The sequence below is a fragment of the Mangrovihabitans endophyticus genome, assembly GCF_014646155.1.
Classification (GTDB): Bacteria; Actinomycetota; Actinomycetes; order Mycobacteriales; family Micromonosporaceae; genus Actinoplanes; species Actinoplanes endophyticus.
Genome location: NZ_BMMX01000071.1, coordinates 1 through 16,533, shown reverse-complemented (window position 1 = coordinate 16,533; position 16,533 = coordinate 1). Strand labels below are relative to the sequence as shown.

Annotated in this window: 12 protein-coding genes; 9 read left to right on the top strand and 3 right to left on the bottom strand. The window is 72.7% G+C overall.

Features of this window, described 5'->3' with window-relative positions:
* Together IEY73_RS31500 and IEY73_RS31495 are read left to right on the top strand one after the other, a co-directional pair.
* The coding region (locus tag IEY73_RS31500) for an alanine racemase (protein WP_306661570.1) at window positions 1–1,349 on the top strand (1,349 nt) is incomplete at its 5' end.
* Window positions 1,350–1,515: 166 nt separating this feature from the next.
* Window positions 1,516–3,036: an MFS transporter gene (locus IEY73_RS31495; RefSeq protein ID WP_189083000.1), complete on the top strand. Its 1,521-nt coding sequence runs from the start codon at window positions 1,516–1,518 to the stop codon at window positions 3,034–3,036.
* A gap of 25 nt (window positions 3,037–3,061) precedes the next feature.
* Here IEY73_RS31495 and IEY73_RS31490 read toward each other — a convergent pair whose 3' ends face one another.
* A complete protein-coding gene (locus tag IEY73_RS31490; RefSeq protein WP_189082999.1) occupies window positions 3,062–4,087 on the bottom strand; it encodes an Lrp/AsnC family transcriptional regulator in 1,026 nt (341 codons plus the stop codon).
* A 124-nt stretch (window positions 4,088–4,211) separates the two neighbouring features.
* Between IEY73_RS31490 and aspS the strand changes: the two genes are divergently transcribed.
* The 7 genes from aspS to IEY73_RS31455 all read left to right on the top strand — a co-directional run bounded on the left by aspS (window position 4,212) and on the right by IEY73_RS31455 (window position 13,050).
* The gene (gene aspS, locus IEY73_RS31485; protein ID WP_189082998.1) at window positions 4,212–6,014 is read left to right on the top strand and encodes an aspartate--tRNA ligase; all 1,803 of its coding nucleotides are present in this window, start codon (window positions 4,212–4,214) and stop codon (window positions 6,012–6,014) included.
* Window positions 6,015–6,195: 181 nt separating this feature from the next.
* The gene (locus IEY73_RS31480; protein WP_189082997.1) at window positions 6,196–7,338 is read left to right on the top strand and encodes a hypothetical protein; all 1,143 of its coding nucleotides are present in this window, start codon (window positions 6,196–6,198) and stop codon (window positions 7,336–7,338) included.
* Window positions 7,335–8,033, top strand: a complete 699-nt coding sequence (locus IEY73_RS31475; RefSeq protein WP_189082996.1) for a DUF6182 family protein — start codon at window positions 7,335–7,337, stop codon at window positions 8,031–8,033. The genes IEY73_RS31480 and IEY73_RS31475 overlap by 4 nt, the downstream gene beginning before the upstream one ends.
* A gap of 3 nt (window positions 8,034–8,036) precedes the next feature.
* Window positions 8,037–9,581, top strand: a complete 1,545-nt coding sequence (locus tag IEY73_RS31470) for a GH3 family acyl-acid amido synthetase (RefSeq protein ID WP_189082995.1) — start codon at window positions 8,037–8,039, stop codon at window positions 9,579–9,581.
* Complete coding sequence (locus tag IEY73_RS31465) at window positions 9,578–11,809, top strand: hydroxymethylglutaryl-coenzyme A reductase family protein (protein ID WP_189082994.1); 2,232 nt, start codon at window positions 9,578–9,580, stop codon at window positions 11,807–11,809. The genes IEY73_RS31470 and IEY73_RS31465 overlap by 4 nt, the downstream gene beginning before the upstream one ends.
* On the top strand, window positions 11,802–12,560 hold the full coding sequence (locus IEY73_RS31460) for a nucleoside/nucleotide kinase family protein (protein WP_189082993.1): 759 nt from the start codon (window positions 11,802–11,804) through the stop codon (window positions 12,558–12,560). The genes IEY73_RS31465 and IEY73_RS31460 overlap by 8 nt, the downstream gene beginning before the upstream one ends.
* Before the next feature lie 4 nt (window positions 12,561–12,564).
* A complete protein-coding gene (locus tag IEY73_RS31455) occupies window positions 12,565–13,050 on the top strand; it encodes a GyrI-like domain-containing protein (RefSeq protein WP_189082992.1) in 486 nt (161 codons plus the stop codon).
* 38 nt (window positions 13,051–13,088) lie between these two features.
* Here IEY73_RS31455 and IEY73_RS31450 read toward each other — a convergent pair whose 3' ends face one another.
* Together IEY73_RS31450 and IEY73_RS31445 are read right to left on the bottom strand one after the other, a co-directional pair.
* On the bottom strand, window positions 13,089–15,419 hold the full coding sequence (locus IEY73_RS31450) for a putative bifunctional diguanylate cyclase/phosphodiesterase (protein WP_229716339.1): 2,331 nt from the start codon (window positions 15,417–15,419) through the stop codon (window positions 13,089–13,091).
* 148 nt (window positions 15,420–15,567) lie between these two features.
* Entirely contained in the window at window positions 15,568–16,041 is a 474-nt protein-coding gene (locus IEY73_RS31445; RefSeq protein ID WP_189082990.1) for a GNAT family N-acetyltransferase, read from the bottom strand.
* Between the last annotated feature and the right edge of the window lie 492 nt (window positions 16,042–16,533).

Genomic DNA, 16,533 nt, shown 5'->3' with positions numbered 1-16,533 from the left:
GTGACGCCGGGCGGCGGCGCGGCGGCGCGGCGGCGCGGCGGCGGGGCGGGGTGGGCGGGGGCATGATCGGGGGCGTGGTGGACCTGGACGATGACGCGCTGCTCGACTGGCGGAGCAAGGGATTCTGGATACCGCACGGGTCGGTGAGCGCCGCCGAACTGGCCCGCCGCCGCCCGCGGATCTTCGACGGCGACTTCACCTGGCCGTTGATGGTGCTGCGCCGGTCCGCGGCGCACGGCAACATTGCCACCATGGCGGCGTACTGCCGTCGGCACGGGCTGGATTTTGCCCCGCACGCCAAGACCACGATGGCTCCCGGCCTGCTGCGGGCGCAGCTCGGCGCGGGCGCCTGGGGACTGACCGTGGCCACGCCGAATCAAGCGCTCGTGTTGCGCCGGCTCGGCGTGCCGCGGGTTCTGCTCGCGAACGAGGTGCTCGACCCCGTGACGCTGCGCTGGCTGGCCGAGCAGGCCGCCGCCGGCTGGGAGGTGTACCTGCAGGTGGACTCCCCGGCGGGCGTCGAGCAAGCGCGCAGAGCCGCAGCGGGCGTCGAGCAAGCACACGGATGGCGCGACGGGGACGGAACCGGCCACGCCGCCCCCGGGCGGCTTCGGATTCTTGCCGAGCTGGGTGCGCCCGGCGGGCGTACCGGCGTCCGTACGCTTGACGAACTGGACATGATCGCGCGGGCCGTCGCCGATGCCGGGTCCGTGGAGCTGGCCGGAGTGACCGCGTACGAGGGAATGCTGCCCGGCCGGGACGCGGTGGACGGCTTCCTGGACCGGATGGTCGACGGGGTGTCTCGGCTGGCGGGCGCCGGGCTGTTGCCGGACCGCCCGCTGGTGTCGGCCGGAGGGAGCGCCTGGTTCGACCGGGTGGTGGACCGATTCGCGGCGCTGCCCGCCGGCGTTCGGGTGGTGCTGCGCAGCGGCGCGTCGGTCAGCCACGACGACGGGCTGTACCGGCGGACCGGGGCGTTCCGGCGGATCCCGTCGGAAGGCCCGCTGACCGCCGCCCTGGAGTTGTGGGCACAGGTGCTGTCCGCTCCGGAGCCGGGACTGGCGCTGGCCGGCCTGGGCAAACGGGACGCGCCTCAGGACGAGGGGCTGCCGGTGGCGCTGGAGATCCGTCGCCCGGACGGCACCCTCGCGCCCGCCGACGGCGTCACGGTGACCCGGATGAACGATCATCACGTCTATCTGACGGTCGATGACGGGGTGGCGCTGGCTCCGGGTGATCTGGTGCGGTTCGGGATCTCCCATCCGTGCACGGCGTTCGACAGGTGGCGGCACATCCCGGTGGTGGACGACGGGCACCACGTGGTGGACGTGCTGCACACCTACTTCTGAGGACGGCGGATTCCCGCGCCGATGACGAGGTGTGCGGCGGATCGATGCGTCATGGGCGGACGGTGCGGCGGAATGGGCGCTGAATGCCGGTCTGGCTGGAGGAACTGCAGCCTGGTCACGGATCGTGAACGTGCCAATCTGCTCGTCCGCGATCTCGGGAGAATCCATGCGCAAGTGGTGGCCCCTGGTGACCATCTGTCTGGGCACCTTCATGCTGCTGATCGACGTGACCATCGTGAACGTGGCACTGCCACCGATGGCCGTCGACCTGCACACCTCGTTCAGCTCGTTGCAGTGGGTGGTGGACGGGTACGCGCTGTCGCTGGCGGTCCTGCTGCTGGGCGCCGGAGCGCTCGGCGACCTGCTCGGCCACCGCCGGCTGTACGCCGCAGGCCTGACCCTGTTCGCGCTGGCCTCCTTGACCTGCGGCATGGCCGGGGACGACGCCGTGCTGATCATCGCCAGGGTGGTGCAGGGCATCGGCGCCGCGGCCATGTTCACCACGACGTTCGCGCTGATCAACGGCTCCTACCGGGGACGGGAGCGGGGCGTCGCGTACGGCGTGTGGGGTGGCGTGTCGGGTGCCGCCTCGGCCGTCGGGCCGATCCTCGGCGGCCTGCTCACCGACGGCTTCAACTGGCGCTGGATCTTCCTGGTCAACCTGCCGGTGAGCGTGGCGGCGTTGCTGCTGTGCCGGCTGGTGCTGCCGCACGACGGGCCGCGCCGCACGGGCCGGTTCGACCTGCCCGGCACGGTGAGCTTCACGACCGCCGCGGCGGCGCTCACGGTGGCGGTGATCCGCGCCGACGAAGCCGGATGGACGTCGCCGCAGACGTGTGGCCTGCTGGCCGTCAGCCTGGCGGCGTTCGGTGTGTTCGTGCTCGTCGAGCGGCGCAGCCCGAATGCCATGCTGGATCTGGCGCTGCTGCGCCGGCGATCGTTCACCGGCGTCATGGTCGCCGCGCTCCTGGTCAACTTCGCGGCGTTCGCCGCCTTCACGTACACCTCGATCTGGTTGCAGTCGGTGGTCGGCCTGAGCCCGCTGCGGGCCGGCCTCACCGGCCTGCCGATGTCGGTGATGTCGGTGCTGGTCTCCACGGTGGCCGGTGCCCGGCTGCACGGGCGGTCGCCACGCTGGATCGTCGGATCCGGCATGCTGCTCATCGGCCTGGGCAGCCTGGTGTGCGCGGTGCTGGTGGACCCCGCGTCGAGCTGGCCGGCGCTGGTGCCCGGCTATGCGCTGATCGGCGCCGGGGTGGGCCTGGTGATGCCGTCGTTGTCATCCTCGGCGATGGCCGCGGTGCCCGCGCATCGCGGCGGCATGGCGGCGGGCGCCGTCACCACCGCCCGCCAGCTCGGCTTCGCCGTCGGCGTGGCGGTGCTCGGCACGGTGTTCGCGTCGCGTGCGGAGACCTATCTGGGCGGGCACGGCGCGCCGCAGCCCGCGGCGACCGCGCACGGGCTGGCCGCCGGGCAGGCCGCGCGGATTCTGGCGAGCGCGCCGGACGGCGTACGTGCCACGGTCGAGGCTGCCTTGCGCGGCGCCGCGGCGGCCGGCATCGACGGTGGCTTCCTCGTTGCCGGGCTGGCCGGCCTGCTCGGCGCGGCGGCGGTGATCTGGCTGGTGCGCCCGGCGGCCGCGCCGGCGGCCGACCGGGAGCCGGCGTCGCGGGTGCCCGCGGCCTGAGCCCGCCCGAGGCACCCGGCTCCGGTCACATCGCCGGGTCCTTGAGCAGGCCGTTCTCCACCAGGAAGCGAGCCTGCTTCACCCGGGTCAGCACCGGGACCGTCTCCAGGGTGCGCACCTCGTCGATCCCGGCCACGTCGGTGGTCAGATAGCGGTACAGCGACGGCGCGTCCCGGCACAGCGCCGCGGCCATGATGTTCCCGCTGCCCGTCACCGCCGCCGCCCACACGATGGTGCGGTGGTCGGCCAGTCGGGCGCCCACCGACGCCAGGTGTGCCGGCGCCACCGTGAACCACAGATAGGCCATGGTGCGGAACCCCATCGAGGCGACCGCGGTGTCCACGTCGAACCAGAGCGCGCCGCCGGCGGTGAGCGCCTCGACGCGGCCGGCCACCTGCCGCTGGCTCCACCCGGTGGCCGCGGCCAGGGCGGCGAAACTGGCTCGCCCGTCCCGGGCCAACGCCTCCAGCAGCGGCGCGTCGGACGGCTCCACCCGTACGCTGCGGTCCGGGTCCGCCTGCGGCGAGGCGGCGGCCAGCTCCGCGCGCTGGGCCGCGGACAACTCGTCGCCCACCGCGACCCAGTCGGCCTCACCCCGCCCGACGAACCGGTGCAGCACCTGATGGGCGCTGAGGCTGAGCACGTGGGAGGCGCGCGGCAACTGATGCAGCAGACCTTCCCCGCCGTCACCGGTGTCGCGCACGGCGACCCGGCAGGTCAGCTCGGCGCCGCCGGCGGTGATGGCCACCCACGCGGTGTCGTCCCGGCGGGCCAGCGCCCGCGCGGTGGCGGCGGCGGTGCCCGGCCGGCAGCCGATGCGCAGCACCCAGCTAGTGGTGTCCGGCAGGCGGTCCGGGTCGAGCCGGCCCAGCACGCGGAGCACGCCGCGGGTGCGCATGCGTTGGTATCGCCGGGCGACGGTCTGTTCGGACACCCCCAGCACCGCACCCATCCGGGCGAACGGGGCCCGCGGCGCCAACTGCAGCGCATGCAAAATGCGTCGGTCCCACTCGTCGAAAGTGATATTTTCGCTGCTCGCCCGGGTGGTCATGGGGCGGACTCTAGTGCGGGGCCGCCCGGCTCGGGCGGCTGACCGGCCCGGGCCGAGCGGGTCGCCGGCGGGGCCTGACAGAATGGCCGTTGCGGTCCGTGACATCTGTGAGGAGACGTGCGAAGTGATCCGTACCCATGACGCCGGCAGCCTGCGCGCGGGCGACGCCGGCACCACGGTGACCCTCGCCGGCTGGGTGGCCCGCCGGCGTGACCATGGCGGTGTCATCTTCGTCGATCTCCGCGACGGCTCGGGCGTGGTGCAGGTGGTGCTCCGCGAGGAGGACGCGCACGCCTTGCGCAACGAGTTCTGCGTGAAGGTGGTGGGTGAGGTCACCCGCCGCCCGGACGGCAACGAGAACCCCGAGCTGCCCACCGGCGAGGTGGAGGTGACGGCGGACGAACTGACCGTGCTGTCCGAGGCGGCGCCGCTGCCGCTGCCGGTGGACGACGCGATCACCGCCTCGGATGACCTGCGCCTCAAATACCGCTACCTCGACCTGCGCCGCAGCGGACCGGCAGGCGCGCTGAAGCTGCGCAGCCGGGCCAACCAGATCGCGCGGGAGGTGCTGCACGCCCGCGACTTCCACGAGATCGAAACGCCGACGCTGACCCGCTCCACGCCGGAGGGCGCTCGCGACTTCCTGGTCCCGGTGCGGCTGCAACCCGGCACGTGGTACGCCCTGCCGCAGTCCCCGCAGCTATTCAAGCAGTTGCTCATGGTGGCCGGCATGGAGCGCTATTACCAGATCGCCCGTTGCTACCGCGACGAGGATTTCCGTGCCGACCGGCAGCCCGAGTTCACCCAGCTCGACATCGAGATGTCCTTCGTCACCCAGGAGGACGTGATCGAGCTGGGTGAGGAACTGGTCGCCCGGCTGTGGGCGGAGCTGGCGGACTACACCGTGCCGCGGCCGATCCCGCAGATAACCTGGACCGACGCGATGAACCGGTACGGCTCCGACAAGCCCGACCTGCGGTACGGGGTGGAGCTGACCGAGCTGACGGAATACCTGCGCGGCACCACATTCCGGGTGTTCGCCGGCGCGATCGACGCCGGTGGCTATGTGGGCGCCGTGGTGATGCCGGGCGGTGCGTCGCAGACCCGCAAGGAACTGGACGGCTGGCAGGACTGGGCGAAGGCGCGCGGCGCCCGTGGCTTGGCGTACGTGGTGCTGGACGCGGAGACCGGCGAGCCGCGCGGCCCGGTCGCCAAGAACCTCTCGGCGGAGCATCTCGGCGGACTGGGTGACGCGGTCGGCGCCAAGCCGGGCGACGCGATCTTCTTCGCCGCGGCCACGGACCGGCGCGAGGCGCAGGAGCTGCTGGGCGCCGCCCGGATCGAGATCGCCAAGCGGTCGGGCCTGATCGACGAGTCCGCCTGGGCGTTCTGCTGGGTGGTCGACGCGCCGATGTTCGAGCGCACCGACGAGGGCGGCTGGAGCGCCGTGCATCATCCGTTCACCAGCCCCAACGCCGAATGGATGGACAACTTCGAGGAGGCGCCGGACCGGGCGCTGGCGTACGCGTACGACATCGTCGTCAACGGCAACGAGGTCGGCGGCGGCAGCGTTCGTATCCACCGCGGTGACGTGCAGAGCCGGGTCTTCGATCTGCTCGGCATCGGCGCGGACGAGGCGCAGGACAAGTTCGGCTTCCTGCTGGAGGCGTTCCGTTACGGCGCTCCGCCGCACGCCGGCATCGCGATCGGGTGGGACCGGTTGTGCATGCTGCTGTCCGGCAGCGACTCGATCCGCGAGGTCATCGCCTTCCCCAAGTCCCGCGGCGGGCTCGACCCGCTGACCGGCGCGCCCACCCCGATCACCGCGCAGCAGCGGCAGGAGGCGGGCATCGATGCCAAGCCGAAGCCGGCGGCCGGCGTGCCGGGCACCGACGGCGTCGCGGCGCCGGTGGAGTCGTCGAGCTGAGACTCGCCGCCGGCCGGCGAGCGGGGGTGACCTGACCGACACGCCGTGTCGGGTTGAGGTAACTCCCTGGTGTGCTCGGGGTGAGCGCCTACCATACCTAAAGTGACCTGCGGGCCGTGATCCGGTCGCAGGTCACTGGGGGAAGGCGTTTCACCACCGGCCGGCAAGGGGGAGTCCGTTGGTGGCCGAGCACGTCGCGCTCGCGCCGCGGTGCGCCGCGGCGCAGTCCACGACGCACGAAGTGGTCGTTGCGCCGGTGACGATCACGCCCACGAAGCCCCTCACGCCCACCCACGTCAAGGGTCTGTTGTGGACAGATCTGCTGGTCCGGGCGACCTCGGACATCATGCCGACGCGTCTGATGTGGAACTCGCGCACCGCGCATCTGACCACGCAGACCACGGCGTTCTGGGCGCACCTGGACCGGGTTGCGCCGGGCGCCGACTGGTCCGCCGAGTCCGAGGCCGCGATCGGCGAGCGCTACGTCGACTTCCACGCGCACGGCACCCGGCCCGATCCGGATGAGCTGGCCGCGTACTTCACCCGGGTGGAAGCCGGATGGATCCACCCGGCCGGCCGGCGGATGCTCGACCTGTGGCGCGACCAGATGGCCCGGCTCGGCATCGCCGACCCGGGCCTGACCGCCGACCGCCCGCTGCCCTGGGACACCGGCCAGGTGCTCGCCGCACTCGACCGGCGCGGTCTGCTGATCGACCATCGCCGGTTCGGCGGACCGGCCTATCTGGACGGCGTGCGGTACGGCATGCCGATCCGCCGCCTGGTGTCGGCCGACGGCACGGCGAACTATCTGATGCCGATTCTGCGGGACCTGCTCCCGATGGTCCGGCCGGACCGGCTGTTCCTGCTGGTGTGCGACGCCGGGATCCTCGCCGACTACCTTCTGGTGGACCGGGTGCTCGCCGAATTCGGCGCGGCGACCCGGCTTGTCGCGCTGGGCCGGGTGCCGGTCGACGGTCAGGTGCGCTCCAGCAAGCACGGCGGATGGTCCGGTGTCACGCTCGGGGACCTCGCGGCCACCTCGGGCTCGGCCGGGGTGCGGGCGTACCGCCTCGGGATGCGTCTTTATTTCGTCGGCATGCTCGGCCGGCGCTCCCCGCAATCGTTTCGGCCCGACCTGGTGCGCCGGGCGGTGGGCCGCGCCGCGCGCATGCTGGGCGGCGCGGCCGGTGACGATCCGGGCCACGTCGCGCGGCTGCGGGCGCTGGCCCGGCACGGCTACGTGGACCCGTACCGGCTCACCTCCGGCCTGCTCGGCCGCAGTCCCGCGCCGCTGTCGTCGCAGATGCGGGACATCCTCACATGAGCCGGCCCGATGCGGACGCCGCGCTGGTCGCCGCCGCCACCGCCCGCTTGGCATCGGCGAGCGGGACCGGGCCGGCCGCGGCGGTGGCCGAGACCGTGGTGGTGGTGGCCGATGTGGTGCCGCCCGCCTTCGCGCTCGGTGCCGTGGAGTTCACCCTCGGCCTGCCGGAGGATCTGGGTCGCGCCTGGCACCGATCCTTCACCCGCACGCTCTTCCTGGCCGGGCAGCCGGGCACGGTGGTGTCCCGGCACCCGGCCCGGCACGTCGCCGCCGACGCGAGCATGTCCTGGCACGGCCCGGCGCAGGGGGACGGGCTGCGCGACCTGTCCCGGCTGCTGCGCGCGTTCCGCGGTCCGCGCCCGGCGGCGTCGGTGACGCGCGACCTCAGCGTGCTGGTGCCCGGCGGTCCGGCGGGACATGTGGTGGAAGCCCGGATGGCCACCGCCGGCGTCGGCGTCGGCGACTACCTCGTGCACCTGCATCACCTGCTCGGCGAGGCGACGCTGCGCGGGCTGATCCGGCGCGGCGACACCGTGCGGATCGGCCACGCGCCGCACCTCGACGACCCGGACAGCCGCGCGGCCCTGGAACCCGGCCGCGCCGACGTCGTCCAGACCCGGATCACTCACGATCACGCCGATCCCGGCCGGCTGCGCCTCTACGGGGTGCTGGTCTCGGAGCGGAGGAGGAGCTGACTCATGCAAGCCGACCGTGTCATAGCCGAGCACCGCCGTCATGTGGACAGCCTGGAACGGCCGGAGGAGGTGCAGCGTGAGGTGCTGGCCGAAATCCTGAAGGAGAACGGGCACACCGAGTACGGCCGCGCGCACGACATGCCGGCCGTGGCGACCGTCGACGACTATCGCCGGTCCGTCCCGATCCGCACCCACCAGGAGCTGATGCCGTGGATCGACCGGGTGATCGGCGGTGAGTCCGATGTGCTCACCGCCGAGGAACCGCAGGTCTACTTCTCCTCCAGCGGCAGCACCGGGCGGGAGAAGCAGATTCCGGTCACCCGCGCGTACATGCAGCGGGTCTTCCTGCCCTTCTATCACGCCAGCTTCGCGGTGCTGATGCGCGAGCTGCCGGAGGCGCTGGGCGTGCCCGGATCGGTGCTGAACCTGTGGCAGGACCCGACGGCGCCGATCGCGCGCACCCGGGGTGGCCAGCCGCACATCGGCCCGAGCCAGGTCGACTACCGCAAGTTCGGCGAGGAGAGCGCGGTCGGTCCGGGCAACGACGCGGCGTGGAGCCGGATCCCGGAGGCGCTGGCCGGGCACGACCCGTGGGAACGGTCGTACTACAAGTTGCGGCTCGCCGCCGAGCAGGACATCCGGCTGCTGATCGGGATCAACCCGGCGATGGTCGCGGGTCTGCCGTTCCAACTGCGCGAACACTGGACGCGCCTGGTGGACGAGATGCGCGCCGGTACGGTGGGCGGGCTCGCGCACGGTACGCCGAATCCGCGCCGCGCCGACGAACTGGCCGCAGCGGCGGACCGCTTCGGCGCCGTACACCCCTACCTGCTCTGGCCGCGGATGGCCGGGATCGTGGCGTGGAACAGCGCGCTCGCCTCGCTGTACCTTCCGCGCGTACGGGAGACGTTCGGTCCCGGCGTGCGCCTGTTCGCCGCGCCCATCGCCTCGTGCGAAGGTCCCGCCGCGGTGCCGGTCGACCTGCATCCCAGCGGCGCGCCGCTGTACGTGCGCGGCTGCTTCTACGAGTTCGCGCCGGCCGAACGCCCGCTGACGGCGGACACCGAGACACTGCTGGCACACGAACTCGACGAGGGACGCGACTACCACCTGATCCTGAGTCACCTCGGCGGCATGTACCGGTGCGCGGTCACCGACGTGGTCCGGGTGGTCGGTCATGTGGCGCGCACGCCACGGGTCGAGTACGCCGGGCGGGCGATCAGCCGCGACGGGCTGACCGAGGCGGTGGCGGTTCGGGCGCTGCGCGCCGCGGCCGCGGACACCGGCGCGGAACTGCGTAACGCCACGTACCGGCCGGGCGCCGACGGTTTCCAGGTGGCGGTGACGGGCCTGATCCCGGACGGCTTCCCGGCCGCGCTGCGTGCCCGGCTGGGCCGCCCGGTCGAGGTTCTCCGCGCGCATCCGGACGCGTTCCTGCGGGAATGGGCGCGCACGGTGCGATCCGGCCAGCGCCCGCCCCGGGTGAAGGACCGGGTGTTCCTGCCCAGCGACGAGGCGTGGGCGCGGATCGTTGGTGAGACGCGATGACCGACGTTATTCCGGGCCGCGGCCAATACACCGAGGAGGCCCGCCGCAACCGCCTGGACTGGCTGCGGGACCGCACCGGCACGTCGTTGGCGCGGGCCGGCTCGACCGGGCTGGACGCCGCTGCGCTCAGCGGCAACCTGGAGAATTTCGTCGGCTCGGTGGAGGTCCCGGTCGGGCTGGCGGGCCCGCTGCTGTTCACCGGGGACGCCGCACGCGGGGCGGTGGTGGCGCCGCTGGCCACCACTGAGGGCGCGCTGGTGGCGTCCGCGGCGCGCGGGGCGCGGGCGCTGACCCTGGCCGGTGGCGTGACCACCCAGGTCCTCGCCCAGCGGATGAGCCGCGCGCCGGTGTTCGAGTTCGCCGACGTGGCCGGCGCGGTCCGCTTCACCGCCTGGCTGCGGTCGCGGCGCGCGGACCTGGAGAAGCAGGTCGCGTTCGTGTCCCGGCACGCGCGGCTGGTGGACGTCGACCCGTACCAGATCGGGCGGTACCTGCACGTGCGGCTGGTCTTCGAGACGGCGGACGCGGCCGGGCAGAACATGACCACCGCGGCGAGCTGGCAGATCTGCCGGTGGGTGCAGGACACCCTGGCCGCCGACGATCGGCTGCGCCCGGTGCGCTCGCTGCTGGAGGGGAACCTCAGCAGCGACAAGAAGGTCAGCGTGGCGTCCCTGCTGGCCGGCCGCGGCACCCGGGTCACCGCGGAGTGCGTGCTGCCTCGTGAGGTGATCGCCACCGTGCTCAAGGCCACGCCCGAGGCGATCGTGCGGGGACACCAGACGGCGGTGCTGGGCGCCCAGCAGGCGGGCATGGTGGGCTCCGGCATCAACGCGGCGAACATGGTGGCCGCGCTGTTCGTGGCCACCGGACAGGACATCGCCTGCGTGCACGAGTCCGGGGTGTCGATCCTGTCGCTGGAGCTGTCCGGCGACGACCTGGTGGCGACCATCCTGCTGCCCAGCCTGATCACCGGCACGGTCGGTGGCGGCACCGGGCTGCCCCGGCAGCGGGAATGGCTCGACGTGCTGGGATGCGCCGGGCCGGGCGGCGGGGCGCGGTTCGCGGAGATCATCGCGGGTTTCGCGCTGGCGCTGGACGTCTCCACCGCGGCGGCGCTGGTGAGCGGCCAGTTCGCCGAGGCACACCAGCGGCTGGGCCGCTCGCGTCCGGTGCGGTGGTTGCAGACCGCCGACCTGAACGCGGCCTACCTGGGCCTGACCGCGGACCACGTGACGGTGGGCGCGCCGCTGCACGGCGACGGGATCGCCAGCGAACTCGGCGCCCTCGGCGAGCGCCGCAAACTGACCGGGCTCTTCCCGCTCACCGCCGACGGCCGGGACCTGGTCGCGAAGGTCAAGCCGCGCGGCGAGGAACTGGTGGCCGGCATGGCCATGATCGCGTCGCTGTGCGGACCGCAGGTGGCGGGGGCGTGGAGCCGATGGGGCGCGCTGACCGAGTTCGCCGACTCGCACCGGCGCGAACTGGCCGCGTACCGGTGCGCCGACCCGGCGCTGCGGGACCTCCAGCCGGTCTGCCACTCGGTCGTCGAGGACGACGAACGCGAGGGGTACGCGGTGGTGCTGGAGCGGGTCGCCGGGGTGGCGCCGGGGCACGATCGGGTGGACGACGTGGTGTGTGCCGTCGCCCGGATGCACCGGGCCTGGCGCGGACGCGAGCCCGAGGCGTGGATGCACCGCCCGGACCCGGCCAAGAGCCGGGAACTGTGGGAGTCGCTGGCTCGGTACGCCGCGTCCGAACTCCCGGAGCTGCTCGACGCGCGACGACTGGCGGTGGTGCTGAACATCGCCGCGGAGTGCGAGTTCTGGGCGCAGGAGGCGGCGGCGCTGCCGCACACGCTGGTGCACAACGACTGCAATCCGCGCAACCTCATGGTGGCGGGCGCCCGCGTGGTGGCCTTCGACTGGGAACTGGCCGCCTGGGATCTGCCGCAACGGGACCTGGCCGAGCTGCTGGCCTTCACGCTCCCGCCCGGATGCACGGCGGCCGATGTGGACAGACGCCTGGAGCTGCACCGGTCGGTGGTGGCGCCGTCGGCTGAGGCCCGCACGTGGCGACGCGGCTACCAACTGGCGTTGCGGTCGCTGATCCTGACCCGGCTGATGCTCTACGCCGCCGCGCACGTCCACCGCGAGCTGGCCTTCCTGCCGGACGTGCTGGCGACCGCCTTCCGGCTGTGGGAGATCGAGTCCACCCGGGACGGTGAGTGAGGTGCGGGTCGCGCTGATCGGCGTGGACGGCAGCGGCAAGACCACGGTGGCCCGCGGGGTGCCCGGCGTGGCGGTGGTGCACGCCATCCGGCCGCACGAGGACCCCGCGAGCCCGTACGCCGACGTGTCCCGGCACCTGGCGGCGGCGTCCGCGGTCGCCGACGAGGTGGGCCGGGCCCAGCTCAAGGTGGCGGTGCTCTATCTCCAGCTCGGCCTGTACGGCCCGGCCGAGCGGGCCAGCGCCGGCCGGGATGTGCTGGCCGACCGGCATCCGCTCATCGACCCGTTGGTCTATCTGCCGCTGTACGCGCGGCTCGGCGTCGACCCCGGCGAGCGCGGCGACACGCGCCGATGGTGGGCCGCGATGGAACCGGCGACGGCCGCTGCGGTGCGCGAGACGTTGGCCGGCACCGACCCGTGGGAGCTGGGCGGCGACCTGATCCGGCTGGCCGCCAAGCCGCCCGGCGAGCTGCTGGCGGAGCTGGTCCGGCTGTTCGACGTCGGGCTGCCCGACGCGGTGGTGCTGCTGGACCTGCCGGTGGAGCAGGCGCTGGCCCGCACCCGGGGACGCACCCGCGGCAACGAGCTGCACGAGACGACCGCCGTGCTCGGCGCGGCCCGGACCCGGTACGCCGAGGTGCTGGACTGGCTCGCGGGCGCGCATCCCGGTGTGGCGCAGCACCGGGTGGACTGCGCCGACCGGCCGGTGCGCGACGTGATCGGCGAAGTTGCGGGTCTGATGGGACACTGAGCGGGTGGAGCCGATCATCGTGCGTCGCGAGGCCCAGGCGTACGTGGGCCGCCGCGAAACCATCACCATGACCGAGTTCGCGCGCGTCGCGGATCATCTGCCGACCATGTTCGACGGGCTCGCCGAGCGCGGGGTGCAGTCCTGCGGCCCGCCGTTCCTGCGCTACCGGCTGATCGACATGTCGGCGACGCTCGTGGTCGAGGCGGGGATCCCGGTGACCGGCGAGGTGGAGGTGGACGAACCGACCTTCGCCGACGTGCTGCCGGCCGGGAACTATGTGACGGTGACCCACATCGGGCACCCCGACGAGCTGGTGGGTGTCACCGCCCGGCTGCTCGACTGGGCGCAGGAGCACGACCTGACGTGGGACATGTCGCCCACCCTGGAAGGCGAGATGTGGGGATGCCGGCTGGAGATCCTCACCACCGATCCGGCGCAGGAGCCGGACATGCACAAATGGCAGACGATCCTGATGTTCAAGCTGGCTTGACGGCCGAGCCGGCCGGCTGAATCCGATCCCCGGGGAGCTCAGCCGGTGGCCGCGCCCGGCTCGCTCGCGGCAGGCTCACGGTTCGCCGCCTCGTCCAGCATCGCGGTGACGTCGTCGGCGGTCATCGGCCGGGCGTAGTGGTAGCCCTGCGCGAACCGGTATCCCGCGGCGTGCAGCCGGTGCGCCTGCTCGGCGCTCTCCACGCCCTCGGCGACGGCTTCGATCCGCAGGCCCTCGGTGACACCGATCAGGCTCTGCACGATGACCGCCTGCGCGTTGGCGGTGGTGATGCCGCCGACGAACGACTTGTCCACCTTCAGATAGTCGACCGGGCAGTCCACCAGCAGGCTGAGTGACGAGCTGCCGGTGCCGAAGTCGTCCAACGCCACCTGCAGGCCGAGGTCGTGCAGCTCGCGCACCGCGTCCATCGCCGACCCGGTGCTCAGCACCGCGGTCTCGGTGACCTCGACCATCAGCCGTCGCCGGTCCACCCCGGTGCGGTCCAAGGTCTGGGCGACCTCCGCGACGAAACCCGGTTCGGCCAGTTGCCGCGCGGAGATGTTGATGCTCACCTTGGCGGGCGCGTTCTGCCCGTACGCGGTCTGCCAGGCCGCCGCTTGCTCGCAGGCCCGTTCCAGCACCCATCGGCCGACCTCGACGATGTATCCGTTGCGCTCGGCCAGCGGGATGAAAACGTCGGGCGAGATGAGGCCGTGCTCCGGATGCCGCCAGCGCAACAGGGCCTCCATGCCGGCCGGAGTCCCGCCGGGCAGCTCCACGATCGGCTGGTAGAGCAGAAAGAGCTCATCCCGGGCGATCGCCTGCCGCAGGTCCGCGCCGAGCCGGGCGTCCGCCTCGGCGAGCTGGTCCATGATCGGGTCGAACCAGGTCCACCGGTTGCCGCCGGCCGCCTTGGCGGCGTACATCGCCACATCCGAGCGGCGCAGCAGCTCCTGCGGGCTGTCGCCCGGCTCGCTGGCGGTGACGCCGATGCTGACCCGCGCGACCACGTCGTTGCCGCCCAGATCGACCGGGCACTGCACGGCGTCGAGCACCCGGGTCAGGAGCGCGGGCAGGTCGTCGGGCGTGGTGTCCGGCACCAGGATGACGAACTCGTCGCCGCCCAGCCGCGCGACCATGTCCTCGCCGCGCACGGTCTCGCGCAGCCGGGAGCTGATCGCGGTGATCAGGGTGTCGCCCATGCCGTGGCCGAGCCGGTCGTTGATCGTCTTGAAGTCGTCGAGGTCGAGCAGCACGACATGGCAGGCGGTGCCGTCGGTCAGCATGCGGCGCAGCTCGTCCTCGAACAGGGCACGGTTGGCCACGCCGGTCAGCGCGTCATGCGTCGCCTGATGGGTGAGGCGCTCCTGATACTCCCGCATCTGGACCAGGTTGGCGTCCACCGTGGTCAACAGGCGCCGGTTGTCGCGCAGCACCACGATCTGCCGGGCGACGACCAGGCCGGTCAGGGTCACCGCGCTGGTCTGCACCACGAGTGCCTCGATCGGATTCCCGGTGCCGGCGAGCAGCAACAGCGCATCGGTCGCGGCCACCGCCAGGTAGGGCAGCATATTGATGCGGCGGGGGCGCTTGCGGCGCACCGGCGCGGCGGCGCCGCCTCGGATCTGCTGCACGGCGGCGAGCTGCACGGCGTACGCGGTGATCGGGACGCCGATCAGGGTGGTCGACAGGTGGGGCTTGTCCGCGAAGAACGGCGTCATACTGCCGAAGGCGGCGCTGAAGGCGGTGCCCACGGCGAGAATGTGGATCGAGCGGCGGTCGATGTCCCCGGCGCCGGCGAACGCCACCTTCACGAAGGTCACCAACGAGACCACCGCGAGCATCACGATCGACACCAGGGACAGCACCGAGTCGGTCTGTTCCCTCCACACCGCTTGCTGGCGCAGCGAGAAGTGCCACACGAACGTGCCACTGGTGATCAGCATGATGCAGGTGTCCAGGCCGAACCGGATCCAGTCGCTGCGCGAACGCTGCCACGTGGGCAGGCGCAGCAGCGACCACAGGACCAGGGCGAGCACGGCGAGGTAGCAGCCCATGGTGAGCGGGCTGAGCCGCTGACTGGGGAGATCGCCGCCCAGGGCGTCGACCGCGTTGGAGACGATGCCCGCGGTGAGCAGGGCGGTGGCCCCGGCCATGGTTCGCCAGAAGCGGCGGGTGGCGGCCCCGAGCGCGGTATCACGGGACGCTTGCAGGCAGGCCCAGGAGGCGAGCAGCGCCATGAACGGTAGCGGGATCCAGCCGATGACGGGGTGTTGCCAGACGTGCACGAGGCCGACGGCGACCCAGGTCAGGGTGCCGGCCAGCACCACGCCGCCCACCAGGGGCACGCGCCGCGTCGCGTGCTGCATCGGCAAGGCTCCCTCCCCTGTGCGGGCTTGACACCTCACATCGGGTGGCGGCGAGCCTACTGAAGAAGATTCCGGTGTCCCCTCGGATGTGCGGTCATGCCGGTGGCGATGGTCGTGCTGGTGGCGATGGTCGTGCTGGTGGCGATGGTCATGCCGGTGGCAGATGCAAGCGCATGGCGGGGTCGGCGGTGCGCCGGAAACCGAGCGAGGCGTAGAGGGGTTCGCCGGCGGCCGACGCCCGCAGGTCCACCACGCCGACGTCGCGCGCGGCGAACCACGCGAGCAGGGCGCTCATGCAGGCGCGGGAGTACCCCCGGCGGCGGTAGGCGGGCAGAGTCGCCACGTTGTAGACATATCCGCGCAGGCCGGCCGGATCGCGGGGGCCGGGCAGCCGCTGGTCGATCTGGCCGGTCACGCAGGCGGCCAGGCCGTCGCCGTCGGGACGATCCACGACGTACGCGGCGACGTCACCACGGCCGAGCAACTCCCGGGCCAGCGCGATACCGGCGCGCCGCCAGTCACGATCGCCGGACGTGGTGCGGCCGAGGTCCGCCAGCATGACGGCGCGCAGGCTCATGAGCTGGTCGGCGTCGGCGCTACCAGCGCGGCGTACGGAGATCACGGCCCCATTGTGGCGGGCGCAGGTCCTGGCGCCCAGGGTGCCCGGCGGGCACCCACGTCCCAGGTCCCGGGACGCCGCCCACATCCCGTGCGTACCCGAGGCACGCACCTAAGGGCACCCGGTGACGCGCGCCCCGCGCCCCGCGCCCGCGCGCCCCGCGCCCGCGCCCCGCTCCCACGCGCCCACGCGCCCCGCGCGCCCACACGCCCCGCGCACGCGCGCCCGAGCGCCGCGCGGGTGTGCGCGCAGGGGTATGCGCGCGTCGATCTTGGACTTTGCGTGCCCGATGCGCCCCGCTTAATGCCCTCATGTCGGACCGCAAAGCTCAAGATCGACGCGGGCGGCGAGGTTGACCGGGTCGATCATGGAGAAAGGGTGCCTGTTTCGTGCATCCATAACCGACCTGTCGGACCGGAAACTCCAAGATCTGTGAGTGTTGGTGTCAAGTGGTGGCTTGGAGGGTGCGCCAGATTTGGCGGGCTATGTAGCGTT